General features: G+C 71.0%; 23 protein-coding genes. 19 read left to right on the forward strand and 4 right to left on the reverse strand.

All coding sequences use genetic code 11. The features are described 5' to 3' along the window. Positions 1 to 67 precede the first annotated feature (67 nt). Together OIE74_RS32135 and OIE74_RS32140 are read right to left on the reverse strand one after the other, a co-directional pair. On the reverse strand, positions 68 to 1,297 hold the full coding sequence (locus OIE74_RS32135) for a DUF349 domain-containing protein (protein WP_329389898.1): 1,230 nt from the start codon (positions 1,295 to 1,297) through the stop codon (positions 68 to 70). 248 nt (positions 1,298 to 1,545) lie between these two features. After that, complete coding sequence (locus tag OIE74_RS32140) at positions 1,546 to 2,334, reverse strand: peptidylprolyl isomerase (RefSeq protein WP_329389900.1); 789 nt, start codon at positions 2,332 to 2,334, stop codon at positions 1,546 to 1,548. Between the two features lie 203 nt (positions 2,335 to 2,537). Here OIE74_RS32140 and OIE74_RS32145 point away from each other — a divergent pair, with 203 nt between their 5' ends. The 4 genes from OIE74_RS32145 to OIE74_RS32160 all read left to right on the forward strand — a co-directional run bounded on the left by OIE74_RS32145 (position 2,538) and on the right by OIE74_RS32160 (position 6,721). Next, on the forward strand, positions 2,538 to 3,251 hold the full coding sequence (locus tag OIE74_RS32145; protein ID WP_329389902.1) for an MBL fold metallo-hydrolase: 714 nt from the start codon (positions 2,538 to 2,540) through the stop codon (positions 3,249 to 3,251). Between the two features lie 13 nt (positions 3,252 to 3,264). Next, positions 3,265 to 4,527 (forward strand): histidine--tRNA ligase, encoded by a 1,263-nt coding sequence (gene hisS, locus OIE74_RS32150; RefSeq protein WP_329389904.1) that lies wholly within the window; start codon positions 3,265 to 3,267, stop codon positions 4,525 to 4,527. Positions 4,528 to 4,643: 116 nt separating this feature from the next. Continuing rightward, entirely contained in the window at positions 4,644 to 5,279 is a 636-nt protein-coding gene (locus OIE74_RS32155; protein ID WP_329389906.1) for a vitamin K epoxide reductase family protein, read from the forward strand. A gap of 74 nt (positions 5,280 to 5,353) precedes the next feature. Further along, a complete protein-coding gene (locus tag OIE74_RS32160; protein ID WP_329389908.1) occupies positions 5,354 to 6,721 on the forward strand; it encodes a replication-associated recombination protein A in 1,368 nt (455 codons plus the stop codon). Between the two features lie 27 nt (positions 6,722 to 6,748). Here OIE74_RS32160 and OIE74_RS32165 read toward each other — a convergent pair whose 3' ends face one another. Further along, entirely contained in the window at positions 6,749 to 7,429 is a 681-nt protein-coding gene (locus tag OIE74_RS32165) for a DUF2470 domain-containing protein (RefSeq protein WP_329389910.1), read from the reverse strand. Positions 7,430 to 7,609: 180 nt separating this feature from the next. Between OIE74_RS32165 and rpsD the strand changes: the two genes are divergently transcribed. Beyond that, a complete protein-coding gene (gene rpsD, locus OIE74_RS32170) occupies positions 7,610 to 8,224 on the forward strand; it encodes a 30S ribosomal protein S4 (RefSeq protein WP_329389912.1) in 615 nt (204 codons plus the stop codon). 31 nt (positions 8,225 to 8,255) lie between these two features. Here rpsD and OIE74_RS32175 read toward each other — a convergent pair whose 3' ends face one another. Further along, positions 8,256 to 10,556, reverse strand: coding sequence for an ATP-binding protein (locus OIE74_RS32175; RefSeq protein WP_329389914.1), 2,301 nt, complete (start codon positions 10,554 to 10,556; stop codon positions 8,256 to 8,258). Positions 10,557 to 10,775: 219 nt separating this feature from the next. On the opposite strand from OIE74_RS32175, the gene OIE74_RS32180 reads away from it, so the two are divergent. The 14 genes from OIE74_RS32180 (at position 10,776) to nusB (ending at position 24,560) form a co-directional block, all read left to right on the forward strand. After that, positions 10,776 to 11,240: a DUF948 domain-containing protein gene (locus tag OIE74_RS32180; RefSeq protein WP_329389917.1), complete on the forward strand. Its 465-nt coding sequence runs from the start codon at positions 10,776 to 10,778 to the stop codon at positions 11,238 to 11,240. A 7-nt stretch (positions 11,241 to 11,247) separates the two neighbouring features. Next, the gene (locus tag OIE74_RS32185) at positions 11,248 to 11,619 is read left to right on the forward strand and encodes a DUF6167 family protein (protein WP_329389918.1); all 372 of its coding nucleotides are present in this window, start codon (positions 11,248 to 11,250) and stop codon (positions 11,617 to 11,619) included. Beyond that, on the forward strand, positions 11,619 to 14,288 hold the full coding sequence (alaS, locus tag OIE74_RS32190; protein WP_329389921.1) for an alanine--tRNA ligase: 2,670 nt from the start codon (positions 11,619 to 11,621) through the stop codon (positions 14,286 to 14,288). The genes OIE74_RS32185 and alaS overlap by 1 nt, the downstream gene beginning before the upstream one ends. Positions 14,289 to 14,312: 24 nt before the next feature. Beyond that, on the forward strand, positions 14,313 to 14,789 hold the full coding sequence (gene ruvX, locus OIE74_RS32195; protein ID WP_329389923.1) for a Holliday junction resolvase RuvX: 477 nt from the start codon (positions 14,313 to 14,315) through the stop codon (positions 14,787 to 14,789). Positions 14,790 to 14,979: 190 nt separating this feature from the next. Next, on the forward strand, positions 14,980 to 16,803 hold the full coding sequence (gene mltG / locus OIE74_RS32200) for an endolytic transglycosylase MltG (RefSeq protein ID WP_329389925.1): 1,824 nt from the start codon (positions 14,980 to 14,982) through the stop codon (positions 16,801 to 16,803). Next, on the forward strand, positions 16,790 to 17,647 hold the full coding sequence (locus OIE74_RS32205; RefSeq protein ID WP_329389927.1) for a shikimate dehydrogenase: 858 nt from the start codon (positions 16,790 to 16,792) through the stop codon (positions 17,645 to 17,647). Before mltG ends, OIE74_RS32205 begins: the two co-directional genes overlap by 14 nt. Positions 17,648 to 17,784: 137 nt before the next feature. Next, the gene (aroC, locus tag OIE74_RS32210; protein WP_329389929.1) at positions 17,785 to 18,969 is read left to right on the forward strand and encodes a chorismate synthase; all 1,185 of its coding nucleotides are present in this window, start codon (positions 17,785 to 17,787) and stop codon (positions 18,967 to 18,969) included. After that, positions 18,966 to 19,568, forward strand: a complete 603-nt coding sequence (locus OIE74_RS32215) for a shikimate kinase (protein WP_329389931.1) — start codon at positions 18,966 to 18,968, stop codon at positions 19,566 to 19,568. Before aroC ends, OIE74_RS32215 begins: the two co-directional genes overlap by 4 nt. Further along, positions 19,565 to 20,665 (forward strand): 3-dehydroquinate synthase, encoded by a 1,101-nt coding sequence (gene aroB / locus OIE74_RS32220; protein ID WP_329389933.1) that lies wholly within the window; start codon positions 19,565 to 19,567, stop codon positions 20,663 to 20,665. The genes OIE74_RS32215 and aroB overlap by 4 nt, the downstream gene beginning before the upstream one ends. After that, on the forward strand, positions 20,662 to 21,102 hold the full coding sequence (gene aroQ / locus OIE74_RS32225) for a type II 3-dehydroquinate dehydratase (RefSeq protein ID WP_329389935.1): 441 nt from the start codon (positions 20,662 to 20,664) through the stop codon (positions 21,100 to 21,102). The genes aroB and aroQ overlap by 4 nt, the downstream gene beginning before the upstream one ends. Before the next feature lie 144 nt (positions 21,103 to 21,246). Next, the gene (locus OIE74_RS32230; RefSeq protein WP_329389937.1) at positions 21,247 to 22,248 is read left to right on the forward strand and encodes an AAA family ATPase; all 1,002 of its coding nucleotides are present in this window, start codon (positions 21,247 to 21,249) and stop codon (positions 22,246 to 22,248) included. A 117-nt stretch (positions 22,249 to 22,365) separates the two neighbouring features. Continuing rightward, entirely contained in the window at positions 22,366 to 23,478 is a 1,113-nt protein-coding gene (locus OIE74_RS32235) for an aminopeptidase P family protein (protein WP_329389939.1), read from the forward strand. Between the two features lie 81 nt (positions 23,479 to 23,559). Beyond that, positions 23,560 to 24,126 (forward strand): elongation factor P, encoded by a 567-nt coding sequence (gene efp / locus OIE74_RS32240; protein ID WP_023542976.1) that lies wholly within the window; start codon positions 23,560 to 23,562, stop codon positions 24,124 to 24,126. 2 nt (positions 24,127 to 24,128) lie between these two features. Then, the gene (gene nusB, locus OIE74_RS32245) at positions 24,129 to 24,560 is read left to right on the forward strand and encodes a transcription antitermination factor NusB (RefSeq protein WP_329389941.1); all 432 of its coding nucleotides are present in this window, start codon (positions 24,129 to 24,131) and stop codon (positions 24,558 to 24,560) included. Positions 24,561 to 24,878: the final 318 nt, after the last annotated feature.

Consider the following 24,878-nt stretch of genomic DNA (forward strand, 5'->3'; position numbering starts at 1 on the left):
CGTACGTCGACGGAGCGGCCCGGCGGTGATCCCACCGCCGGGCCGCTCCGTCGTCAGCGTGCGGGTGTCAGCCGCCGAACTCCTGCAGGCCCTTCAGCGCCTGGTCCAGCAGTGCCTGCCGGCCTTCGAGCTCCTTCGCCAGCTTGTCCGCCCTGGCGTTGTTGCCCGAGGCGCGTGCCGTGTCGATCTGCGTGCGCAGTTTGTCGACGGCCGCCTGGAGCTGGCCCGTCAGACCCGCGGCACGCGCACGCGCCTCCGGGTTCGTACGGCGCCACTCGTTCTCCTCGGACTCCTGAAGCGCCCGCTCGACCGTCTGCATCCGGCCCTCGACCTTGGGCCTGGCGTCGCGCGGCACATGCCCGACCGCCTCCCACCGCTCGTTGAGGGCCCGGAACGCGGCGCGGGCCGCCTTCAGGTCCTTCACCGGGAGCAGCCGCTCGGCCTCGGCCGCCAGCTCCTCCTTCAGCTTCAGGTTCTCGGTCTGCTCCGCGTCCCGCTCGGCGAAGACCTCACCACGGGCGGCGAAGAAGACGTCCTGGGCGCCGCGGAAGCGGTTCCACAGGTCGTCCTCGGCCTCGCGCTGCGCGCGGCCGGCGGCCTTCCAGTCGGTCATCAGCTCGCGGTAGCGCGCCGCCGTCCCGCCCCAGTCCGTGGAGCCCGACAGCGACTCGGCCTCGGCGACCAGCTTCTCCTTGGCCTTACGGGCCTCCTCGCGCTGCGCGTCCAGCGAGGCGAAGTGCGCCTTGCGGCGCTTGGAAAACGCCGACCGCGCGTGCGAGAAGCGGTGCCACAGCTCGTCGTCGGACTTGCGGTCCAGCCGCGGCAGACCCTTCCAGGTGTCCACCAGCGCGCGCAGCCGCTCCCCGGCGGACCGCCACTGGTCGCTGCGCGCCAGCTCCTCGGCCTCCGTGACCAGCGCCTGCTTCGCCTCACGCGCGGCGTCCGTCTGCTTGGCCTTCTGGACCTTGCGCTCCTCGCGCCGCGCCTCGACCGTCGCGACGAGGCCGTCGAGCCGCGTACGCAGGGCGGCGAGATCCCCCACGGCGTGATGCTCGTCCACCTGCGACCGCAGATGACCGATGGCGGCCTGCGCGTCCTTGGCCGAGAGATCGGTGGTCTTCACCCGCCGTTCGAGAAGGCCGATCTCGACCACCAGGCCCTCGTACTTGCGCTCGAAGTAGGCCAGAGCCTCCTCGGGAGAGCCTGCCTGCCACGATCCGACGACCTGCTCGCCCTCGGCCGTGCGCACGTACACGGTGCCTGTCTCATCGACACGGCCCCACGGGTCGCTGCTCACAGCGCCTCCTCCACCTGATGCCTGCGAGGGGTGCCCCCCGGGCATCGTCCACAGTTTCCTGGACGGGCCACGCCCGTCTTCCGCGACGCGAAAGCGGATCCGGCAGAGCCGTCCCGCACGTCGCACAACGCCAATCTAGGTGACCGGCGGCCCGGCTGTCCGCACTCCGCACGGCCGAAATTCGCGGGGTGCGGTGCGGGGCCCTCGAACTGCCCCGCACCTCGGGCCGCGCCGCCGGTCGCCGGTGGTCACGTCTTGTCGACGGTCCCCTTCGAGATGGTGACGGTCTTCTTCGGCGCACCGTCTCCCTTGGTCTCACCGGTGACGCCCCCCGCCGCCACGTCCTTCACGGTCTTCAGACCCGCGGCGTCCATCGTCCCGAACGGGGTGTACGAGGGCGGGAGCTTGGTGTCCTTCCACACGAGGAAGAACTGGCTGCCGCCGCTGTTCGGCTGGCCGGTATTCGCCATCGCCACCGACCCCGCGGGATAGGTCACCGCGCCGTCCGCGGCGGGCTTGCCGAGCGCGTCGAGGTTCTCGTCCGCGATGGTGTAGCCGGGACCGCCGGTGCCGTCGCCCTTCGGGTCGCCGCACTGGAGCACGAAGATGTTCTCCGTGGTCAGCCGGTGACACTTCGTGCCGTCGAAGAACTTCTTGTCCGCGAGGGACTTGAAGGAGTTCACCGTTTCCGGGGTCTTCGCGGCGTCCATCGCGATGCCGATGTCGCCCTGGTTCGTCTTCAGGGACATCGTGTACTTGGCCTTGGCGTCGATCGTCATCTTCGGCCCGGCCGGCTTGCTCTCGGTCGGGGACGGCGGCGCCGACGGACTGTCCTGCGCGACGTCCTTCTCACCGTTGTCGTCCGTCAGGCCCGCGATGGCGTACGCGCCGCCCGCCGCCGCCAGTACGACGGCCAGGGCGGAGGCGATGATCGCGTTACGGCGCTTGGCGCCCTTGCGGATCTCCGCCCGGCGCTGCTGCTGCCGCTCGAACTTCTCCCTGGCAAGCTGGCGCCGGCGCTGCTCGCTGTTGACCACCGGGTCGTCTCCTCGTGTCTTCGTGGGCTCTGTTGAAAGCGGTGCTGAGCCGGCGTCGAGGCGGTGCTGAAGGCGGTGCTCAGAACCAAGTCCCATGAACGCCGGGCTAGCCCCGTACGGTATATGGGTTACCTGTGGAATGAGGAGCGCCGGTAGGCTCTGATCTGCTGCAATCTCCCGACGGACGACATTTGAGGACGATCGTGCTTATTGCCGGGTTCCCGGCCGGGGCCTGGGGGACCAACTGCTATCTGGTCGCCCCCGCCGCGGGCGAGGAGTGCGTGATCATCGACCCGGGCCACCAGGCCACCGAAGGCGTCGCCGAGACGATCGGGAAGCACCACCTCAAGCCGGTCGCGGTCATCCTCACCCACGGCCACATCGACCACGTCGCTTCGGTCGTCCCCGTGTGCGGCGCCCACGACGTGCCCGCGTGGATCCACCCCTCGGACCGGTACATGATGAACGACCCCGAGAAGGCCCTCGGCCGCAGCATCGGGATGCCGCTCATGGGCGAGCTCACCGTGGGGGAGCCCGACGATGTCAAGGAGCTGGCCGACGGTGCCGAGCTGGAGCTGGCGGGTCTGCGCTTCGGCGTCGCGCACGCACCCGGCCATACGAAGGGGTCGGTGACCTTCGGGCTGCCCGAGGCGGCGGACATTCCGCCCGTCCTGTTCTCGGGCGACCTGCTGTTCGCCGGCTCCGTCGGACGATCGGACCTGCCCGGCGGCGACGCGGCCGAGCTGCTGGAGTCGCTGGGCCGGGTGTGCCTGCCGCTCGACGACTCGACCGTGGTGCTGTCCGGCCACGGCCCCCAGACGACCATCGGCCGGGAGCGAGCCACCAACCCGTATCTGCGCGAGGTGGCCGCAGGCTACGGCAGCGGCCCCACCGCCGCTCCGCGACGAGGAATGTGACGCAGCGAATTCCATGAACACCTTTCAGGCCCCCAAGGGCACCTACGACCTGCTTCCGCCGGACTCCGCCGTGTTCCTCGCGGTGCGCGAGGCGATCTCCGCACCGCTGAAGAACTCCGGTTACGGCTACATCGAGACGCCCGGCTTCGAGGACGTCGAACTCTTCGCCCGCGGCGTCGGCGAGTCCACCGACATCGTCACCAAGGAGATGTACACCCTCACCACCAAGGGCGGCTCCGAGCTGGCGCTGCGCCCCGAGGGCACGGCCTCCGTGCTGCGGGCCGCACTGGAGGCGAATCTGCACAAGGCCGGCAACCTCCCCGTCAAGCTCTGGTACTCCGGCTCGTACTACCGCTACGAGCGCCCCCAGAAGGGCCGTTACCGCCACTTCTCGCAGGTCGGTGCCGAGGCCATCGGCGCCGAGGACCCCGCGCTCGACGCCGAGCTGATCATCCTCGCCGACCAGGCGTACCGCTCGCTCGGGCTCACCGGCTTCCGCATCCTGCTGAACTCCCTGGGCGACAAGGAGTGCCGCCCCGTCTACCGCGAGGCGTTGCAGACCTTCCTGCGGGATCTCGACCTGGACGAGGACACACGGCGGCGTATCGAGATCAACCCACTGCGGGTCCTCGACGACAAGCGCCCGGCCGTACAGAGCCAGCTCACCGACGCCCCCAAGCTGCGCGACTATCTGTGCGACGCCTGCCGGGAGTACCACGCGCAGGTGCGCGACCTGCTGACCGCGGCGGGTGTCGCGTACGAGGACGACGAGCGGCTCGTACGGGGTCTCGACTACTACACCCGCACGACCTTCGAGTTCGTCCACGACGGTCTCGGCGCGCAGTCCGCGGTGGGCGGCGGCGGACGCTACGACGGGCTCTCGGAGATGATCGGCGGCCCCGCGCTGCCGTCCGTCGGCTGGGCGCTGGGCGTGGACCGTACGGTGCTGGCGCTGGAGGCCGAGGGCATCACGCTCCAACTGCCGCCCGCCACCAGCGTGTTCGCGGTGCCGCTCGGCGAGGAGGCGCGCCGGCTGCTGTTCGGCGTGGTCACCGAGCTGCGCAGGGCCGGGGTCGCCGCCGACTTCAGCTACGGCGGCAAGGGACTCAAGGGCGCGATGAAGAACGCCAACCGCTCGGGCGCCCGGTTCACGATCGTCGCCGGTGAGCGCGATCTCGCCGAGGGTGTGGCGCAGGTCAAGGACATGGAGAGCGGCGAGCAGAAGCCCGTACCGCTCGACGGCCTGGTGGCCGACCTGACCGCGAGACTCGTCTGACACGGGGGCGGCCGTGCGTACGTCCTTATGTCCATCGAACGGTGGACATGAGGACGGGTGCGGCAGAATTGACCGGACCCTCCGCAGCGGCGGACCACGAGTGAGGGAACGGCGATATGACGAGTACGGCGCTGGACGACGTGTCGGCCGACCGCGCGGAGCGTGACGCCCCGGGGGTTTTCGGTGCGGGGCGGGTGCTGGCGTGGTTGTTGGTGGTGTCGGGTGCGGCGGGTGTGCTGGCGTCGTGGGTGATCACGATCGACAAGTTCAGGCTGCTGGAGGATCCGGGTTTCACGCCGGGGTGCAGTCTGAATCCGGTGGTGTCGTGCGGGAACATCATGAAGAGCGAGCAGGCGTCGGTGTTCGGGTTCCCGAATCCGATGCTGGGGCTGGTGGCGTACGGGGTCGTGGTGTGTGTGGGGGCGGGGCTGCTGGCGGGGGCACGCTACCGGCGGTGGTTCTGGCTGGGGCTGAACGCGGGGATGCTCTTCGGTGTCGGCTTCTGTACGTGGCTGCAGTACCAGTCGCTGTACAGCATCGGCTCCCTCTGCCTCTGGTGCTGTCTCGCGTGGGTGGCGACGATCGTGATGTTCTCGTACGTCACGACGTACAACGTCACGCACCGGATCCTGCCGGCGCCGCGGTGGCTGCGCAGCGGGCTGGGGGAGTTCCACTGGGTGCTTCCGGTGCTCTGGACCGGGATCATCGGGATGCTGATCCTGACCCGCTGGTGGGACTTCTGGACCAGCTGACCCGCCCGCCGGGTTCGCGGGCCGTACTGATCGCGCCGGTCGTCCTGTCAGTGGGCTGGCATAGGCTCTGAGGTGTGGAGCCCGACCTCTTTACCGCAGCAGCCGAAGACCGCCAGGAGAAGGACCCGTCCAGCAGCCCGCTGGCCGTCCGGATGCGCCCGCGCGTCCTGGACGAGGTGGTCGGCCAGCGGCATCTGCTGAAGCCCGGCTCCCCGATGCGGCGCCTGGTCGAACAGGCCGCTCAGGGGAGGGGACCGGCAGGCCCCTCGTCGGTGCTCCTCTGGGGCCCGCCCGGCACCGGCAAGACGACGCTCGCCTATGTCGTCTCCAAGGCCACCGACGCGCGCTTCGTCGAACTCTCCGCGATCACCGCCGGTGTCAAGGAGGTCCGCGCCGTCATCGACGGCGCCCGGCGCGCCTCCGGCGGCTACGGCAAGGAGACCGTCCTCTTCCTGGACGAGATCCACCGCTTCAGCAAGGCCCAGCAGGACTCCCTGCTGCCCGCCGTGGAGAACCGCTGGGTCACGCTCATCGCGGCCACCACCGAGAATCCGTACTTCTCGATCATCTCCCCGCTGCTCTCGCGGTCCCTCTTGCTGACGCTGGAGCCGCTCACCGACGACGACCTGCGCGCCCTGCTGCGGCGCGCGCTCACCGAGGAGCGCGGGCTCGGCGGCGCGGTCTCCCTGCCCGACGACTCCGAGGCGCATCTGCTGCGGATCGCCGGGGGAGACGCCCGGCGGGTCCTGACCGCTCTGGAGGCGGCGGCCGGTGCCGCGATCTCCAAGGGCGAGAAGGAGATCAGCCTCGCCACGGTCGAGGAGACCGTCGACCGCGCCGCCGTGAAGTACGACCGCGACGGCGACCAGCACTACGACGTGGCGAGCGCCCTCATCAAATCGATCCGCGGCTCCGACGTGGACGCGGCGCTGCACTATCTGGCGCGCATGATCGAGGCGGGCGAGGACCCCCGGTTCATCGCCCGCCGGCTGATGATCTCGGCCAGCGAGGACATCGGCCTCGCCGACACGACCGCTCTGCCCACGGCCGTCGCCGCGGCGCAGGCCGTGGCGATGATCGGCTTCCCGGAGGCAGCGCTCACCCTCAGCCACGCCACCATCGCGCTGGCGCTGGCCCCGAAGTCGAACGCGGCGACGGTCGCGATCTCCGCCGCGCTTGAGGACGTGAAGAAAGGGCTGGCCGGTCCCGTACCGCCGCATCTGCGCGACGGTCACTACAAGGGGGCTGCCAAGCTCGGCCACGCGCAGGGGTACGTCTATCCGCACGATGTGCCCGGCGGTATCGCCGCGCAGCAGTACCTCCCGGACGAGGTGCGGGACCGGCGGTACTACGAACCGACGCGGTACGGCGCGGAGGCGCGCTACGCGGACGTGGTCGAGAAGGTCCGCGAACGCCTGCGCGGCGACGCCCCGTCGAACTGACACCCATCGACCGGAGGCCGGTACGGCTCAGCTGCTCGCGGCCTCGAAGAGCGCGTGCATGGCGCGGCGCAGCTCGGCAACGTCGCGTACCGGCTCGGGGAAGTCGAAGCGGGCGTCGAAGCAGTTGACGCCGGTGAAGCGGACCCGGAGCCCGAAGCGGTCCACGCCGACCGGTACGGCCGCCGTCCCGCCGCCGGTCCGCCCGCCGAGCAGCGAGCGCAGCGTCCGCACCTCGGCGCTGTGCGCGGCGTGCAGATGCTGGAGCAGTTCGGCCTCGTGCTCCGACAGCGGGTCCGCCACGGCGGCGGCGAACTCGTCCGCCTCCACCGGCTCGGCGCCCCACAGGTCGTCCACGTACGCCTCGCCGACCTCCAGCCGCAGTGTCGTCCGGCCGGGCCCGGCGGCGCCCGCTATACGCGTCAGCCAGCCGGAGACCCACGCGCGGCCCCGGATACGGTGGGGCACGGAGACCGGGGCGACATCGGTCATCTCCAGCACCGCGGCCAGCTCGTCGGCCTGCGCGTGCGTCGCCGCCCGGACGACGGGGGAGTCCGCCGCGAAGGCCAGCAGCAGGTCACCGTCGCTGTCCACGGCCCGCGCGTCGGGCATCAACTGGTCGGGCCGCAGGGCGTCCAGGCCCGGGATGAGCAGCACGCTTGAGCATGTACTCTGTACGAGAGTTCGTGTGCGCTCGGCTGCTGACGGCATCCGGGCGATTTCAAGCCCGCTGGGACGCGGCTGACCATGAGCTGATCGGACCTCCGTCGTATCGATGCCCTGCGCGTCGAGACTGTCTGTGATGCGCGTGGTGTTCCCAGGGCGACGAGACATGCGATCTCCTTTGAGTAAGGTGAGCCTAACCTAACCTACAACGGAGGTCTGGAGAACGTGCCTAACCAGTCGCGTCCCAAGGTCAAGAAGTCACGCGCGCTCGGTATCGCGCTGACGCCGAAGGCCGTGAAGTACTTCGAGGCCCGTCCCTACCCGCCGGGCGAGCACGGCCGCGGCCGCAAGCAGAACAGTGACTACAAGGTCCGTCTGCTGGAGAAGCAGCGTCTGCGTGCTCAGTACGACATCAGCGAGCGCCAGATGGCCCGCGCCTACGACCGCGCCCGCAAGGCCGGCGGCAAGACCGGCGAGGCCCTGGTCGTCGAGCTGGAGCGTCGTCTCGACGCCCTGGTCCTGCGTTCGGGCATCGCCCGCACCATCTACCAGGCCCGTCAGATGGTCGTCCACGGCCACATCGAGGTCAACGGCGGCAAGGTCGACAAGCCGTCGTTCCGCGTCCGTCCCGACGACGTCGTGATGGTCCGCGAGCGCAGCCGCGAGAAGGTTCCCTTCCAGGTCGCGCGCGAGGGTGGCTACGACACGGACGGCGAGACCCCGCGCTACATCCAGGTCAACCTGAAGGCGCTGGCGTTCCGTCTGGACCGCGATCCGCTGCGCAAGGAAATCCCGGTCATCTGCGACGAGCAGCTCGTCGTCGAGTACTACGCCCGCTGATCACCAGCTGATCCAGGTGTAGTACGCGCTTTCAGCCCGCCGCTTCCCCGCCGATCTGGCCGGGGGAGCCGGCGGGCTCTCGCGTTTCCCGGCCCGGATCGCCGCCCGCGTCGCGGCCTGCCTCCCGGCCCTCCTCGCGCCCGGTTTCCCGGTCGGCGTTCCGGTCCGGCACCGCCCTGTGCCCGCCGGAGAGCTGACGGGGCAGCAGCCCGGCCTCGCGCGGCCCGGCCAGCGCGCGTTCGACGGCCACCGCCGGAGGAAGGGCGTGCCCCTCCGCGACATGCGCGCCGTAGAGCTCGGGCCCCAGCAGGTCCCTCGCCCGGCGCTCGCACTGCTCGCGCGGCGCCCCGAAGGTGGGCGAGCCGAACAGGGGCGCCCCGACCGACCGCCAGAGCCGGGTCGCCGCGCCCTGGAGCACCGCGGCCTCGGCCGGATCCCCTTCGCCCGCGGTCACCAGCGCCATCAGCTCCATCGCGAGCACCAGCCCGACCAGGTCGTTGAAGGTGTGGTGGATGGTGACGGACTCGGCCAGCAGGGCGCGCGCCTCGCCGAGCCGGCCGCGCGTCCAGGCCGCGTACGCGTGGACGTACAGGGCGTAGGACCTCGTCCAGCGTTCGCCGCTGTCCTCGCAGATGTCCCGTACGTCGGCGCAGAGCGCCACGGCCCCGTCCAGGTCGCCCTGGAAGACCAGGGCGAGGGCCAGCTCCGCCTGGCCCATCAGCACATTGCTGTTGAGCTCGCCCAGCTCGTGGTAGGCGCCGAGCGCGGCGCGCAGCAGCCGTTCGGCGCGCGGCATGTCGCCGGAGAGGAGCGCGAGGCAGCCCAGCCGGTGTTCGGCGTACGTGTGCGCCAGTGCGTTCCCTGTACGCGCGGCTTCTCCCCGGCACTCGTACAGAGCCGCCACCGCGGCCGGGTTGTCGCCCTGGAGGACCGTGACATGGCCCAGCACCCAGAGGGCCTTGAGCCGTGACCCGCTGTGCCGCGTCCCGGGGTGCGGACCGTGGTGCGGGGCCTCCTCCCGCCGGGAGCCGTCCGGGCCGTCGGCCGGTGCGAGGACCCGCTCCAGCCAGTGCCGCCCTTCGGTGAGCCGGCCGCAGCCCGCCCAGTAGAACCAGAGCGTGCCCGCCAGATACTGCCCCAGATGGACCTCGCCCGACGTCTCCAGGCAGAGTTCGATGGCCGCCCGCAGATTGGGCAGCGCGCTGTCGGCGCAGGCGGCGATCTCCGCCTGCCGGGGGCCGAACCAGTCCAGTTCGCACCAGGTCGCCAGCCCCACGTACCAGTCCCGGTGTCTGCGGCGCATCCGGCCGGTGTCCCCCAGGGTGTCCAGCCACTGGGCGCCGTACGCGCGCACCGTGTCCAGCATCCGGTAGCGCGGCCCGGCCGGTGTCTGCTCGGGGGCGACCACGGACTGGGAGATCAGCGCGTCGAGGACGTCGAGGACACTCTCCGCCGGCAACTCGGGGCCCGCGCACACGTACTCGACCGCCTCCAGGTCGAAGGGCCCGGCGAAGACGGACAGCCGCGCCCACAGCAGTCGTTCGGCCGGAGTGCACAGTTCGTGGCTCCAGCCGATCGCGGTACGGAGCGTGCGGTGGCGCGGCAGTTCGCCGTGTGAACCCCCGGTGAGCAGCTGGAAGCGGTCGTCCACCCGCCGCAGGATCTGCTCGACGGACAGGGCGCGCAGCCGGGCGGCGGCCAGTTCGAGGGCGAGCGGGATGCCGTCGAGCCGGCGGCACAACTCCCGTACCGCGTGGTGGTGTTCACCGAGAAGGCGGCTGCCGGGCGCCATGTCGGCGGCCCGGTCGGTGAAGAGCAGCCGCGCGTCGGTGTCCGACATCGGGGCGAGGGGGACGGTCCGTTCACCGGCCAGCCGGAGCGGCCGGCGGCCGGCGGCGAGCACCTGGAGGCCGGGGCAGTGACGCAGCAGATCCCGTACGAGCTCCGCGCAGGGCTCGACCAGCTGCTCGAAGCCGTCGAGCACCAACAGCAGGCGGCGGTCGGCGAGATGGGTGCGCAGCACCTCCCGGGTCGGCCGGCCGCTGTGGTCGGTGATGCGCAGCGCGTCGAGGAGCGCGTGGTCGAGCAGGCCGGGGTCGCGGATCGCGGAGAGTTCGGCGAGCCAGACCCCGTCGCAGTAGCGTTTCTCCAGAGCCTCGGGCCGCAGGCTCCGGGCCGCGTGCAGGGCCAGCCGGGTCTTGCCGACACCGCCCACACCCACCAGGGTGACCAGCCGGATCCCGGCGAGCAGACGTGCCAGCTCGGCCAGTTCGTCGGCACGGCCCACGAACCGGTTCAGCTCCGCGGGGAGATTGCCGGGGACAGGTCGCATGAGACACGCACAGTACTCGCGCGACCGCACTGCGTACAATCCACTGCGGCAACTCCCCCTCCCCGCCCCGCCCGATGAGGTAGGGTCCGCGACCGCCGTAAAGCGGTACGGGGAGTCACTCCGGGCGCGATAGGGTCGAGGGAAGACCTTTCTCGGGTCGGCCGGGCCGTTCGGATCCGGTACGACGCGAGCGACCCCCAACGCAGAGAGCGGTGCAGCGTGACCGGTGGAGAGGTTGCCGGGATCCTGGTGGCCGTCTTCTGGGCGGTTCTGGTCACCCTCCTCGCCGTGGTGCTCGTGAGGCTGGCGCAGACGCTCAAGGCGACCACCAAACTCGTCGCGGACGTGACCGACCAGGCCGTACCGCTGCTCGCGGACGCGTCGGCGACCGTACGGGCGGCGCAGACCCAGCTCGACCGGGTCGACGCCATCGCCACGGACGTCCAGGAGGTCACCTCCAACGCCTCGGCGCTCTCCACCACCGTCGCGTCGACCTTCGGCGGCCCCCTGGTGAAGGTCGCGGCCTTCGGCTACGGAGTGCGGCGGGCGATGGGCCGCAGGACCCCGGCCGAGCCGGCGCCCGCCGAGCGCGAGGCACCGGTACCGGCCGCGCGCGGCCGACGCACGGTCATCGTGGGCAGGACCGTTCCGGCCGCCCGACGCAGCAGGAAGCAGAAGGGCTGAGGCAGCGATGTTCCGCCGTACGTTCTGGTTCACCGCGGGCGCGGCGGCCGGTGTGTGGGCCACCACCAAGGTCCACAGCAAGCTCCGCCGGCTGACGCCCGAGAGTCTCGCCGCACAGGCGGCCGACAAGGCCGTCGACGCCGGGCACCGGCTCAGGGAGTTCGCGCTCGACGTCCGGGCGGGCATGGCCCAGCGCGAGTCCGAACTGGGCGAGGTGCTGGGGCTGGACGCCCCCGCGGACCCCGAACTCCCCGCCCAGCGGCGCCTGGCAGTCGAGGGCCGCGTCGAACACCGGTCCGACGACCACGCGCACAACCGCCACGACCACAGCGACAGACTCAACTCGCGTACACCGCACAACCGGAATGAGGACCACTGATGGAGTCGGCCGAAATCCGCCGCCGCTGGCTGAGCTTCTTCGAGGGGCGCGGGCACACCGCCGTCCCTTCGGCGTCGCTCATCGCGGACGACCCGACTCTGCTCCTGGTCCCCGCGGGCATGGTCCCCTTCAAGCCGTACTTCCTGGGCGAGGTCAAGGCTCCCGCCCCGCGGCTGACCAGCGTCCAGAAGTGCGTCCGCACGCCGGACATCGAAGAGGTCGGCAAGACCACCCGGCACGGCACGTTCTTCCAGATGTGCGGCAACTTCTCCTTCGGCGACTACTTCAAAGAAGGCGCCATCCCGCTGGCCTGGGAGCTGCTGACCACCCCCGTGGCCGACGGCGGGTACGGGCTCGACCCCGAGAGACTGTGGGTCACGGTCTATCTGGACGACGACGAGGCCGCCGGCATCTGGACGGACAAGGTCGGCTTCCCCGCCGAGCGGATCCAGCGTCTGGGCAAGAAGGACAACTACTGGTCCATGGGCGTGCCCGGCCCCTGCGGTCCCTGCTCGGAGATCTTCTACGACCGCGGCCCGGAGTTCGGCGAGGAGGGCGGCCCCGCCGTCAACGACGAGCGCTACGTGGAGATCTGGAACCTGGTCTTCATGCAGTACGAGCGCGGCGCCGGCGAGGGCAAGGAGGACTTCGAGATCCTCGGCGAGCTGCCGTCCAAGAACATCGACACCGGTCTCGGCCTCGAACGCCTCGCCATGGTCCTCCAGGACGTCCCCAACATGTTCGAGATCGACACGTCGATGGCCGTCATCGACAAGGCGACCGAACTGACCGGCGTCCGTTACGGCGCCGACGCCGCCTCGGACGTCTCCCTGCGCGTCGTCACCGACCACATGCGCACCTCCGTGATGCTCATCGGCGACGGCGTCACCCCCGGCAACGAGGGCCGCGGCTACGTCCTGCGCCGCATCCTGCGCCGCGCCGTGCGCAACATGCGGCTCCTCGGCGCCACCGGACCGGTCGTCGCCGACCTGATCGACGTGGTCATCCGGTCGATGGGCCAGCAGTACCCCGAGCTGATCACCGACCGCAAGCGCATCGAGACCGTCGCCCTCGCCGAGGAAGCCGCCTTCCTGAAGGCCATCAAGGGCGGCACCAACATCCTCGACACCGCCGTCACCGACACCAAGGCGGCCGGCGGCTCGGTCCTGGCCGGCGACAAGGCGTTCCTGCTCCACGACACCTGGGGCTTCCCGATCGACCTCACCCTGGAGATGGCCGCCGAACAGGGCCTCTCCGTGGACGAGGACGGCTTCCGCCGGCTCATGAAGGAGCAGCGGGACCGGGCCAAGGCCGACGCCAGGTCGAAGAAGACCGGCCACGCCGACCTCTCGTCCTACCGCGAGGTCGCCGACACCTCCGGCACCACCGAGTTCACCGGATACGGCAGCACCGAGGGCGAGTCGCGGATCGTCGGCCTGCTGGTGGACGGTGTGCCGTCGCCCGCCGCCACCGAGGGCGACGAGGTCGAGGTCGTACTGGACCGCACCCCGTTCTACGCCGAGGGCGGCGGCCAGCTCGCCGACCAGGGGCGTATCCGCCTCGACACCGGCGCGGTCATCCAGGTCCGCGACGTCCAGCAGCCGGTCCCCGGCGTCTCCGTGCACAAGGGGTCCGTGCAGGTCGGTGAAGTCACCGTGGGCTCCGCCGCGTTCGCCGCCATCGACACCCGGCGCCGGCGTGCCATCGCCCGCGCCCACAGCGCCACCCATCTGACGCACCAGGCGCTGCGTGACGCCCTCGGCCCGACGGCCGCCCAGGCCGGCTCCGAGAACTCCCCGGGGCGCTTCCGCTTCGACTTCGGCTCGCCGGCCGCCGTACCGGGCACGGTCCTCACCGACGTCGAGCAGAAGATCAACGAGGTGCTCGGGCGTGAACTCGACGTCCAGGCCGAGGTGATGTCGATCGACGAGGCCAAGAAGCAGGGCGCCATCGCCGAGTTCGGCGAGAAGTACGGCGAGCGGGTCCGCGTCGTCACCATCGGCGACTTCTCCAAGGAACTGTGCGGCGGCACGCATGTGCGCAACACCTCCCAGCTGGGCCTGGTGAAGCTGCTCGGCGAGTCCTCGATCGGCTCCGGCGTGCGCCGGATCGAGGCGCTGGTGGGCGTGGACGCCTACAACTTCCTCGCCAGGGAGCACACGGTCGTCGCCCAGCTCCAGGAGCTGGTCAAGGGCCGCTCCGAGGAACTGCCGGAGAAGATCGCCGGCATGCTCGCCAAGCTGAGGGACGCCGAGAAGGAGATCGAGAAGTTCCGCGCGGAGAAGGTGCTGGCCGCCGCCGCCGGACTGGTCGAGGGCGCCAGGGACGTACGGGGTACGGCCCTGGTCACCGGCCAGGTGCCGGACGGTACGTCGGCCGACGACCTGCGCAGGCTGGTGCTCGACGTACGCGGCCGGATCACTGGTGGCCGCCCGGCGGTCGTCGCGCTGTTCACGACGGTGGGCGGGCGTCCGCTGACGGTCATCGCCACCAACGAGGCGGCCCGTGAGCGCGGGCTGAAGGCCGGCGAGCTGGTCCGCGCCGCCGCCAAGACCCTCGGAGGCGGAGGCGGCGGCAAGCCGGACGTCGCCCAGGGCGGCGGTCAGAACCCCGGGGCCATCGGCGACGCCGTGGCCGCGGTGGAGCGCCTTGTCGAGGGGACGGCCTGAGCCCATGACCGGGGACGTGGCGGCGTGACCGCGCTCGCGCGCCGGGGCCGGAGACTGGCCGTCGATGTCGGGGACGCCCGGATCGGGGTCGCCTCGTGCGACCCCGACGGGCTCCTCGCTACGCCGGTGGAGACCGTGCCGGGACGTGATGTCCCGGCCGCCCACCGGCGGCTCGCGCAACTGGTGGAGGAGTACGAGCCGATCGAGGTCGTCGTCGGTCTGCCGCGCTCGCTCAGCGGCGGCGAGGGCCCGGCGGCGGTCAAGGTGCGGGCGTTCGCGGAGGAGGTCGCGCGTCGGATCGCGCCGGTTTCCGTGCGGCTCGTGGATGAGAGAATGACCACGGTGACCGCCGGCCAGGGACTGCGTGCCTCGGGTGTGAAGTCCAAGAAGGGCCGGTCCGTCATCGACCAGGTGGCGGCCGTCATCATCCTGCAGAACGCGCTGGAGTCCGAGAGAGCGTCGGGAGCGCCGCCTGGTGAGGGCGTGCGGGTTCAGACCTGAAACGCTGATCGGGCAATACCGGAACATACTTGCGGTTATCCGTCTGCGCGAATGAAGGCCGCCTGATCGCGATACGGTAACGTTCCGCGCGATGCGGCGGGGATTCGAACAACTGCCGCACAGAGAGAGGCGATACGGACACCGGGCCATCCGCGCCCGGCACCGGTCGCCTCGCGGCTCTAGGGGATCGATGACTGACTATGGACGGGGTCGAGGCCCTGAACCGTGGCACCCCGAGGACCCCTTGTACGGGGACCAGGGGTGGGGAGCGCAGCAGGCCGCCGACGGCCGTACTCCTTACGACGCTCAACCTCAGACTCAAGCGCCCCATCCGCAGCAGCAGTACGACCCTCAGTACGACGGTGGCGGCTGGGTCACCGGACAGCAGCAGTACGCGCAGCAGCCCGGGCAACAGCAGCCCCATCCGCAGCAGCAGTACAACCCCCAGTACGACAGCGGTGGCTGGGTCACCGGACAGCAGCAGTACGCGCAGCAGCAGTATCAACCCCAGCAACACCCTCAGCACCAGCCCCAGTACCCGCAGCAGCAACAGCAACAGCAGTACGCCGAGCCGCAGTACAACCAGCAGCAGTACGCCGGACAGCAGCCCAACGACCCCCAGTACGGCGGCGGTTGGGACACCGGCCAGCAGACGGCCATGCCCTACGGCGACAACCCGGGCGCCGCCTACGCGGCCCAGCAGGCGGCGGCCCCGCCCCCGCCTCCGCCGCAGCCCGAGCCCGAGAACGACTGGGACGGCCCGCAGCCCGAGGAGACGCACCCGTTCTTCACCGGCGAGGACCGTGACGACGACCGGCGCCGTGACCGTGACGACGACCGGTACGACGACGCGGACGACCGGGAGTACGACGACGAGGGCGACGGCCGGCGCGGCGGTGGCGGACGTGACCGCCGGGGTCAGTCGAAGAAGAAGCGCCGCGGCGGCGGAGCCTGCCTCGTGGCCTCCCTCGTCCTCGTCGCGGGCACGGCCGGCGGCGGCTACTACGCCTACCAGTTCTGGCAGGAACGCTTCGGTCCACCCGCCGACTTCGCGGGCGCGGGCACCGGCTCCGTCCAGGTCGAGATCCCACAGGGCGCCGGCCTCACCGAAATGGGCAGCCTGCTCAAGGAGAGCGGGGTGGTGAAAAGCGCCGCGGCATTCGTCGACGCGGCGGGCGCGCATCCCAAGGGCAAGGCCATTCAGCCCGGCGTCTATCCGATGAAGAAGGAGATGTCGGCCAAGGCCGCCGTCGAGCTGATGGCCAATCCGGCCAATCTGAACTCGCTGACCATCGGCGAGGGCACACGTGCGGTCCAGGTGTACGAGTTCATCGACACGAAGCTCAAGCTCGACCCCGGTACCACCGCCGATGTCGCCAAGGCGCAGGCCGGCAAACTCGGCCTGCCCGACTGGGCCGACGACAACAAGAACATAAAAGACCCGCTCGAAGGGTTCCTCTACCCCGCGCGTTACGACATCGGCGAGAAGACCAAGCCGGAGGACATCCTCAAGCAGATGGTCGCGCGGTCCAACCAGGAGTACAAGAAGTACGACCTGGAGAAATCGGCCGCGGACCTCGGTCTGGACTCACCGCTCGACGTCGTCACCGTCGCCAGCCTCGTACAGGCCGAAGGCATCACGCACGACGACTTCAAGAAGATGGCGGCGGTCGTCTACAACCGGCTCAAGCCGACGAACACCGACACCAACCAGAAGCTCGAATTCGACTCCACCTTCAATTACTTGAAGAACGAGAGCGAGATCGACATCTCCACATCGGAGATCAGGAATCACGACGACCCGTACAACACGTACTTCTACAAGGGTCTGCCGCCGGGTCCGATCGGAAATCCGGGCGCCGACGCGCTGAACGCCACCAAGGCACCGGACTCGGGCGCCTGGATGTACTTCATCTCCATCGACGGCAAGACCACCGAATTCACCAAGACCCTGGCCGAGCACCAGAAGCTCGTCGACAAGTTCAACGAGACACGGAAGAATGCGAACGACTAGCACCACCGACAGCACCATCGAACGCAGGGCGGCCGTCCTCGGCTCGCCCATCGCTCACTCCCTCTCCCCGGTACTGCACCGGGCGGCGTACGCGGCACTGGGCCTGACCCACTGGTCGTACGACCGCTTCGAGATCACCGAGGCGCGACTCCCCGCCTTCCTGACCGGCCTCGATCCGTCCTGGGCCGGGCTCTCCCTGACCATGCCGCTCAAGCGCGCCGTCATCCCGCTGCTCGACCGGGTCAGCGAGACGGCGTCGTCCGTCGAGGCCGTCAACACCGTCGTCATCGACGGCGCCGGCCGGCGCACGGGCGAGAACACCGACATCCCCGGCATACTCGCCGCCCTGCGCGAACGCGGTGTCACCGCCGTGGAGTCGGCCGCCGTCCTCGGCGCCGGAGCGACCGCGTCGTCCGCGCTCGCCGCGCTCTCCCGCATCTGCCGGGGCCCGGTCACCGCCTATGTACGCAGCCAGGACCGCGCCGCCGAGATGCGCGGCTGGGGGACAAGGCTGGGCGTCGACGTCCGTACCGCCGACTGGGCGGAAGCCGCCGGGGCGTTCGGCGCTCCGCTGGTGATCGCGACGACCCCCGCGGGCGCCACCGACACCCTGGCGGGGAGCGTTCCCGACCACCCCGGCACCCTCTTCGACGTGCTGTACGACCCCTGGCCCACCGCGCTCGCCGCCGCCTGGTCCGCCCGGGGCGGCGCCGTGGTCGGCGGTCTCGACCTCCTCGTGCACCAGGCCGTCCTCCAGGTCGAGCTGATGACCGGCCGCTCGCCCGCGCCGCTCACCGTGATGCGCGAGGCCGGCGAACAGGCACTGCGGGCCCACCAAGCCTGACGGCCGGGGCCGCCGCGCCCGTATCCGCAGGCTGGACGGAGTCACGGAGTGGGCGGCCGGTCATGGCAGGATCGGGACCCGAGGATGCGTACCGCAGTCGTACCGTCGAAGATGTCGAGATTCACCGAGGAGCACCGTTGAGCAGGTTGCGCTGGCTGACAGCGGGGGAGTCGCACGGACCCGCACTCGTCGCGACGCTGGAGGGCCTTCCCGCGGGTGTGCCGATCACCACGGAGATCGTGGGTGATCACCTCGCCAGGCGGCGCCTGGGCTACGGGCGCGGCGCGCGGATGAAGTTCGAGCGGGACGAGGTCACCTTCCTCGGCGGCGTACGGCACGGCCTGACCATGGGATCGCCAGTCGCGATCATGGTCGGCAACACCGAATGGCCCAAGTGGGAACAGGTCATGGCGGCCGACCCGGTCGACCCCGAGGTGCTGGCAGGGCTCGCCCGTAACGAGCCCCTGACCCGCCCGCGCCCCGGCCACGCCGATCTCGCGGGCATGCAGAAGTACGGGGCGTCCGAGGCCCGGCCGATCCTGGAGCGGGCCAGCGCCCGCGAGACGGCGGCCCGGGTCGCGCTCGGCGCGGTCGCCCGGTCGTATCTGAGGGAGACGGCCGGGATCGAGATCGTGTCCCATGTCGTCGAACTGGCCACCGCCAAGGCCCCGTACGGCGTGTACCCGACCCCCGGCGACGTCGAGCGGCTCGACGCCGACCCGGTCCGCTGTCTGGACCCCGAGGCGAGCGAGGCGATGGTCGCCGAGATCGACCAGGCCCACAAGGACGGTGACACCCTCGGCGGCGTGGTCGAGGTGCTGGCGTACGGCGTGCCCGTCGGCCTCGGCTCGCACGTCCACTGGGACCGCAGGCTCGACGCCCGGCTCGCCGCCGCCCTCATGGGCATTCAGGCCATCAAGGGCGTCGAGGTCGGCGACGGCTTCGGCCTCGCCCGGGTCCCCGGCTCCCGGGCGCACGACGAGATCATGGTCACCGACGAGGGCATCAGGCGCGCCTCGGGCCGCTCCGGCGGTACCGAAGGCGGACTGTCGACGGGCGAACTGCTGCGCGTACGGGCCGCGATGAAGCCCATCGCGACCGTGCCCCGCGCACTGGCCACCGTGGACGTCGCCACCGGCGAGGCCGCCAAGGCGCACCACCAGCGTTCCGACGTCTGCGCGGTGCCCGCGGCGGGCATCGTCGCCGAGGCCATGGTCGCGCTGACCCTCGCCGACGCCGTGGCCGAGAAGTTCGGCGGTGACAGCGTCCCCGAGACCCGGCGCAACGTCGAGTCGTACCTGCGGAACCTGGTGATCCGATGAGTGGCCCGCGGATCGTCCTGGTCGGCCCGATGGGGGTCGGCAAGACCACCGTCGGCGCGCTGCTCGCCGAACGCCTGGACACCGACTACCGGGACACCGACGCGGACATCGTCGCCGCCGAGGGCCGGGAGATCTCGGACATCTTCTTCGACGAGGGCGAGCGGCACTTCCGCGATCTGGAGCGGGACGCCGTACGGACCGCGCTCGCCGAACACGGCGGGGTCCTCGCGCTCGGCGGCGGAGCGGTTCTCGACAAGGACACCCGTGAGCTGCTCGCGGGCCTGCCCGTCGTCTATCTCTCCATGGAGGCGAACGAGGCGGTCCGGCGCACCGGTCTGGGGCTGGCCCGCCCGCTGCTCGCCATCAACCCCCGCCAGCAGTGGAAGCTGCTGATGGAGGAGCGCCGCTCCCTCTACACGGAGGTCGCGCGCGCGGTCGTCCCGACCGACGAGCGGGCACCCGAAGAGGTCGCCGAGGCCGTCATCGAGGCGCTGGACCTGGGCGCGGCGGCCATCCCCGGCGCCGATCCGTCCGCCATCCCCACCGAGGCGCCCGGCGAGGCCCCCGGCACTGCTCCCGGCAAGGAGAACCAGGCATGACGACGGATCAGGACCAGCCGGTCACCCGTATCCAGGTCGGCGGCACCGGCCACGACCCGTACGAGGTGCTGGTCGGCCGGCGGTTGCTGGGCGAACTGCCAGCGCTCATCGGCCCCCAGGCCAAGCGTGTCGCCGTACTGCACCCGGAATCGCTCGCCGAGACGGGTGAGACCCTCCGTCAGGACCTGGCGGACCAGGGGTACGAGGCGGTCGCCATCCAGCTGCCGAACGCCGAGGAGGCCAAGACCGTCGAGGTCGCCGCCTACTGCTGGAAGGCCCTCGGCCAGACCGGCTTCACCCGCAGCGATGTCATCGTCGGCGTCGGCGGCGGCGCCACCACCGATGTCGCGGGCTTCGTCGCCGCGACCTGGCTGCGCGGGGTGCGCTGGATCGCCGTACCGACCACCGTCCTCGGCATGGTCGACGCGGCGATCGGCGGCAAGACCGGCATCAACACCGCCGAGGGCAAGAACCTCGTGGGCGCCTTCCACCCGCCCGCCGGGGTGCTCTGCGACCTCGCGGCGCTGGAGTCGCTGCCGGTGCACGACTACGTGAGCGGCATGGCCGAGATCATCAAGGCGGGATTCATCGCCGATCCGGCCATTCTCGATCTCGTGGAGGCCGACCCCGAGGGGGCGCGGTCGCCCGCGGGGCCGCACACCGCCGAGCTGATCGAGCGCTCCATCCGGGTCAAGGCCGAGGTCGTGTCCAACGACCTCAAGGAGTCCGGCGTACGCGAGATCCTCAACTACGGCCACACGCTCGCCCACGCCATCGAGAAGAACGAACGCTACAAATGGCGGCACGGCGCTGCCGTCTCCATCGGCATGGTCTTCGCCGCCGAACTGGGCCGCCTCGCGGGCCGGCTCGACGACGCCACCGCCGAACGGCACAGCGCCGTCCTGAAGTCCGTCGGACTGCCGCTGACCTACCGCGGCGACCAGTGGCCCAAGCTTCTGGAGACGATGAAGGTCGACAAGAAGTCCCGAGGTGACCTGCTGCGTTTCATCGTCCTCGACGGTCTGGCCAAGCCGACCGTGCTGGAGGGACCCGACCCGGCGGTGCTGCTCGCCGCGTACGGGGAGGTGTCCGAGTGAGCCGTCGGGTCCTGGTGCTCAACGGCCCCAATCTGGGCCGTCTCGGTTCCCGGGAGCCGGACGTCTACGGCTCCGTCTCGTACGCCGGACTTGTGGAGACCTGCCAGTCGACGGGCAAGGAGCTGGGCCTCGCGGTCGACGTGCGCGAGACGAACGACGAGGGCGAGCTGATCCGCTGGCTGCACGAGGCGGCCGACGGATCGCTCCCGGTGGTGCTCAACCCCGGGGCTTTCACCCACTATTCGTACGGAATGCGGGACGCCGCCGCGCAGCGCACCGCGCCGCTGATCGAGGTGCACATCTCGAACCCGTACACACGCGAGGAATTCCGCCACACATCGGTCGTCGCGGCGGTCGCCACCGGCACGATCGCGGGGTTCGGCATCGGCTCGTACCGACTGGCACTGCGTGCCCTCGCCGAGGAACTGGACGGCTGACGCGAAAGCCGGGCGGTCGGCCGGGCACTCGGGGCCGGTCTCTGACGTTACCCACGGAAGCGGCCGGGAACGGTACCGTTCGAAAGCAAGTCGGCCCGGCGGCCGACCGATCAGCGTCAGACGTACGAGACGGAGTGGCACCGGATGCAGTACGCGATGGGGGCTCCGCCGCCGCCTCCCCACGGTTCGGCGCACGGAGCGGGCGGACAGGGCGCGGGCGCGTGGGCGCACGGCTCCCCGCCCCACGGCCCGCCACCGCACGGCGCACCCCACTCCGGCCCCCCGGCCGGCCCTCCCGCGCCCCACGGGCAACCACCCGTACCGGGCGCGGCGCCGTACGGGCCCCCGCCCGTGCCCGGCGGCCCCCGGCAGCACGGCGCGCCTCACCCGCACGGCGCACCACAGCCGCCTCAGGGGCCCCCGCCGTCCGGCAGGCCCTCCGGGCCCCAGCGCATCCCGCCGGGGCACCAGCAGGCGCCCGTGCCCCCGCAGGGCCCCCCGGCGCCGGACTCGACCGGGCACATCCAGCTGCCGCCGGGCGGGCCGGTTCCCATACCCGTGCCGCATCCCGCCGACAGCGGTACGGGCGCTGCCACACTCGCCGTCCTGCTGATCGGCCCCGCCGGCGCGGGCAAGACGACCGTCGCCCGGCACTGGGCGGCCCGCCGGCAGGTTCCCACCGCCCACATCAGCCTCGACGACGTACGCGAATGGGTCTGCTCAGGCTTCGCCGACCCGCAGTCGGGGTGGAACGAGCACTCCGAGGCCCAGTACCGCCTCGCCCGCCGCACCTGCGGCTTCGCCGCCCGTAACTTCCTGGCCAACGGCATCTCCTGCATCCTCGACGACGCGGTCTTCCCCGACCGCCCGGTCGTCGGGCTCGGCGGCTGGAAGCGCCATGTCGGCCCCGGACTGCTGCCCGTGGTCCTGCTGCCCGGCCTGGAGATCGTGCTGGAGCGGAACGCGGAGCGCAGCGGCAACCGCCGGCTCTCGGACGAGGAAGTGGCGGGCATCCACGGCCGGATGGCCGGCTGGTACGGCTCCGGGCTGCCGATCATCGACAACTCCAAGTACGACGTCGAGACGACGGCCCGGGTGCTCGACGACGTACTCGCCCGGTCGATCGCCAGCCCGCCGGCCTGGTAGCACGGCCGCCGGACCCCCTTCGCGCCACCGTAAGGGGCCCGTCCGCGCGGGCTCCGGCCCGCCCCGGTCGGACGCGTCGGCCGCGCCGAGCCGGGCCCGCGCTCATAGGCTCGATACATGTCAGAGGTGTATGCGGTCCGTCGCGGTCGGCTGCGCGACCGGTGCGCCGCGGCCGGCAGCGATGCCGCCCTGGTGTCCCTGCCGGCCAACGTCCGCTATCTCGCGGGCGGCGCACCACCGGGCGCCGTTCTGCTGCTGGGCGTTGCCGACCAGCGGGACGTACTCCTCTGCCCCCGTACCCCCAGCGGCGCCCCCGCCGACAGCCGCCCCGACGAACGGCTGCGGCTGAGCATGCTGCCCACCGCCGCGGGCGATCCGGCCGTTGCCGCGGCCGACCTCCTCGACGCGTCCACCGCCCGGACGCTCGCCGTCGAGGAGCACCATCTGACCGTCGCCCGCCACCGCGCCATCGGCTCGGTGGCACCCCGGCTGCTCCTCGCCGATCTCGGCTGCGCCGTCGAACAGGAACGCACCGTCAAGGACGAGGGGGAGATCGCCCAGCTGCGGATCGCCGCCGAGATCTCCGACCAGGCACTGGGCGAACTGCTCGAATCGATCCTCGTCGGCCGCACCGAACGCCATCTCGCGCTGGAGCTGGAGCGGCGGCTGGTCGACCACGGCGCCGACGGACCGGCCTTCCGCACCTCGGTCGCCACCGGGCCGAACGCGGGCCGCGCGGGCCACCGGCCCTCGGACCGCAGGGTCGAGGAGGGAGATTTCCTCTCCGTTCGCCTCGGCGCCAACTACCACGGATACCGTTGCGAGATCGGCCGCACGTTCGTCATCGGAACGTCGCCCGCCGACTGGCAGATCGAGCTGTACGACCTGGTCTTCGCGGCACAACGGGCAGGTCGGGAGGCTCTGACACCCGGTACGGCCTACCGCGACGTGGACCGCGCGGCCCGTCAGCCGCTGGAGTCGGCGGGGTACGGCGAGGGGCTCGCGGCCCGTACCGGACACGGTGTGGGGCTCGAAATCGACGAGGACCCGCAGTTGGCACCCGCTGCCATGGGTAAACTGGACGCTTGTGTGCCGGTCACCGTCGAACCGGGGGTCCACCTCCCGGGCCGGGGCGGCGTCCGGATCGATGACACGCTCGTCGTCCGCCCCGAGGCGGACGGCGGACCCGAGCTACTCACCATCACGACCAAGGAACTGCTCGCGCTCTAGCGATCCGGCAGGCTCTGCCGGCCGCGTCGGCGGCGCGCACCCGTGGTCCCACCCAGCTTCAGTCCAGGAGATTCCGCAACCGTGGCTTCCACGAACGACCTCAAGAACGGCATGGTGCTCAAGCTCGACTCTGGCCAGCTCTGGTCCGTCGTCGAGTTCCAGCACGTCAAGCCTGGCAAGGGCCCGGCCTTTGTGCGTACCAAGCTGAAGAACGTGCTCTCCGGCAAGGTCGTCGACAAGACCTTCAACGCCGGCGTGAAGGTCGAGACGGCCAGCGTCGACCGCCGCGACATGCAGTTCTCGTACATGGACGGCGAGTACTTCGTCTTCATGGACATGGGCACCTACGACCAGATCCACATCAGCCGCGAGGTCGTCGGCGACGCCGCGAACTTCCTCCTGGAGGGCTTCGAGGCCACGGTGGCGATGTACGAGGGCAACGCCCTCTACGTCGAGCTGCCCGCCGCCGTCGAGCTGGTCATCGAGCACACCGACCCCGGTGTGCAGGGCGACCGCTCCACCGGTGGCTCCAAGCCCGCCAAGCTGGAGACCGGTTACGAGATCGGTGTCCCGCTCTTCATCACGACCGGCGAGAAGATCAAGGTCGACACGCGCTCCGGTGAGTACCTCGGCCGGGTGAACAGCTAACCGTGGCTGCCCGCAACAAGGCCCGTAAGCGCGCCTTCCAGATCCTCTTCGAGGCCGACCAGCGCGGGGCGCCCGTGCAGACGGTCCTCGCGGACTGGCTCCGGCACGCGCGGACCGACGACCGCCAGCCGCCGGTCAGCGAGTACACGATGGAACTCGTCGAGGGATACGCGAAGTACGCCGAGCGGATCGACGAACTCATCGGCACCTACTCGGTGGGCTGGACGCTCGACCGGATGCCGGTCGTCGACCGGAACATCGTGCGGCTCGGTACGTACGAGCTGGTGTGGGTGGACGGAACGCCCGACGCCGTGGTGATCGACGAGGCGGTACAGCTCGCCAAGGAGTTCTCGACCGACGACTCGCCGTCGTTCGTGAACGGTCTCCTCGGCCGCTTCAAGGACCTCAAGCCGAGCCTGCTCCGCGCCGACTAGACGGCCGACGCCGTCGAGCGTGGACTCAAGCGCCGGACGGGCCGCACACGCGGCCCGTCCGGCGCTTGAGTGCGTTACGGGCGGGGGCGGGCGCTCCGGCCCGTAACGGTCGTCGAACGGGCGGCCGGGTCTCGATCTTCTGTCGTTGGGCCATCCGGGTGAGGCGCGCCTCGTGCGCACCGGTGTGCTCCGCTCGTATCCGCGTTCGATCCGCCCGCGCGAGGGTGACATCTCTCTCGCTCCGTGACCGGGCCGCACGCGCCGGAGGGGCGGCCCGCCGCTCGCGGTCCGCCCCTCCGGATGTGACGTTTCTGCTGT

Origin of the sequence: Streptomyces sp. NBC_01716 (assembly GCF_036248275.1) — a bacterium.
Classification (GTDB): domain Bacteria; phylum Actinomycetota; class Actinomycetes; order Streptomycetales; family Streptomycetaceae; genus Streptomyces.

What these genes read in the sequence shown, in the direction of transcription:
- OIE74_RS32205 (WP_329389927.1), top strand. Translation starts at nt 16,790, where the DNA reads ATGCGAACGACTAGCACCACCGACAGCACCATCGAACGCAGGGCGGCC.
- aroB (WP_329389933.1), top strand. Translation starts at nt 19,565, where the DNA reads ATGACGACGGATCAGGACCAGCCGGTCACCCGTATCCAGGTCGGCGGC.
- OIE74_RS32175 (WP_329389914.1), bottom strand. Translation starts at nt 10,556, where the DNA reads ATGCGACCTGTCCCCGGCAATCTCCCCGCGGAGCTGAACCGGTTCGTG.
- OIE74_RS32165 (WP_329389910.1), bottom strand. Translation starts at nt 7,429, where the DNA reads ATGCCGTCAGCAGCCGAGCGCACACGAACTCTCGTACAGAGTACATGC.
- OIE74_RS32235 (WP_329389939.1), top strand. Translation starts at nt 22,366, where the DNA reads ATGTCAGAGGTGTATGCGGTCCGTCGCGGTCGGCTGCGCGACCGGTGC.
- hisS (WP_329389904.1), top strand. Translation starts at nt 3,265, where the DNA reads ATGAACACCTTTCAGGCCCCCAAGGGCACCTACGACCTGCTTCCGCCG.
- mltG (WP_329389925.1), top strand. Translation starts at nt 14,980, where the DNA reads ATGACTGACTATGGACGGGGTCGAGGCCCTGAACCGTGGCACCCCGAG.
- alaS (WP_329389921.1), top strand. Translation starts at nt 11,619, where the DNA reads ATGGAGTCGGCCGAAATCCGCCGCCGCTGGCTGAGCTTCTTCGAGGGG.
- OIE74_RS32185 (WP_329389918.1), top strand. Translation starts at nt 11,248, where the DNA reads ATGTTCCGCCGTACGTTCTGGTTCACCGCGGGCGCGGCGGCCGGTGTG.
- OIE74_RS32230 (WP_329389937.1), top strand. Translation starts at nt 21,247, where the DNA reads ATGCAGTACGCGATGGGGGCTCCGCCGCCGCCTCCCCACGGTTCGGCG.
- OIE74_RS32215 (WP_329389931.1), top strand. Translation starts at nt 18,966, where the DNA reads ATGAGTGGCCCGCGGATCGTCCTGGTCGGCCCGATGGGGGTCGGCAAG.
- OIE74_RS32155 (WP_329389906.1), top strand. Translation starts at nt 4,644, where the DNA reads ATGACGAGTACGGCGCTGGACGACGTGTCGGCCGACCGCGCGGAGCGT.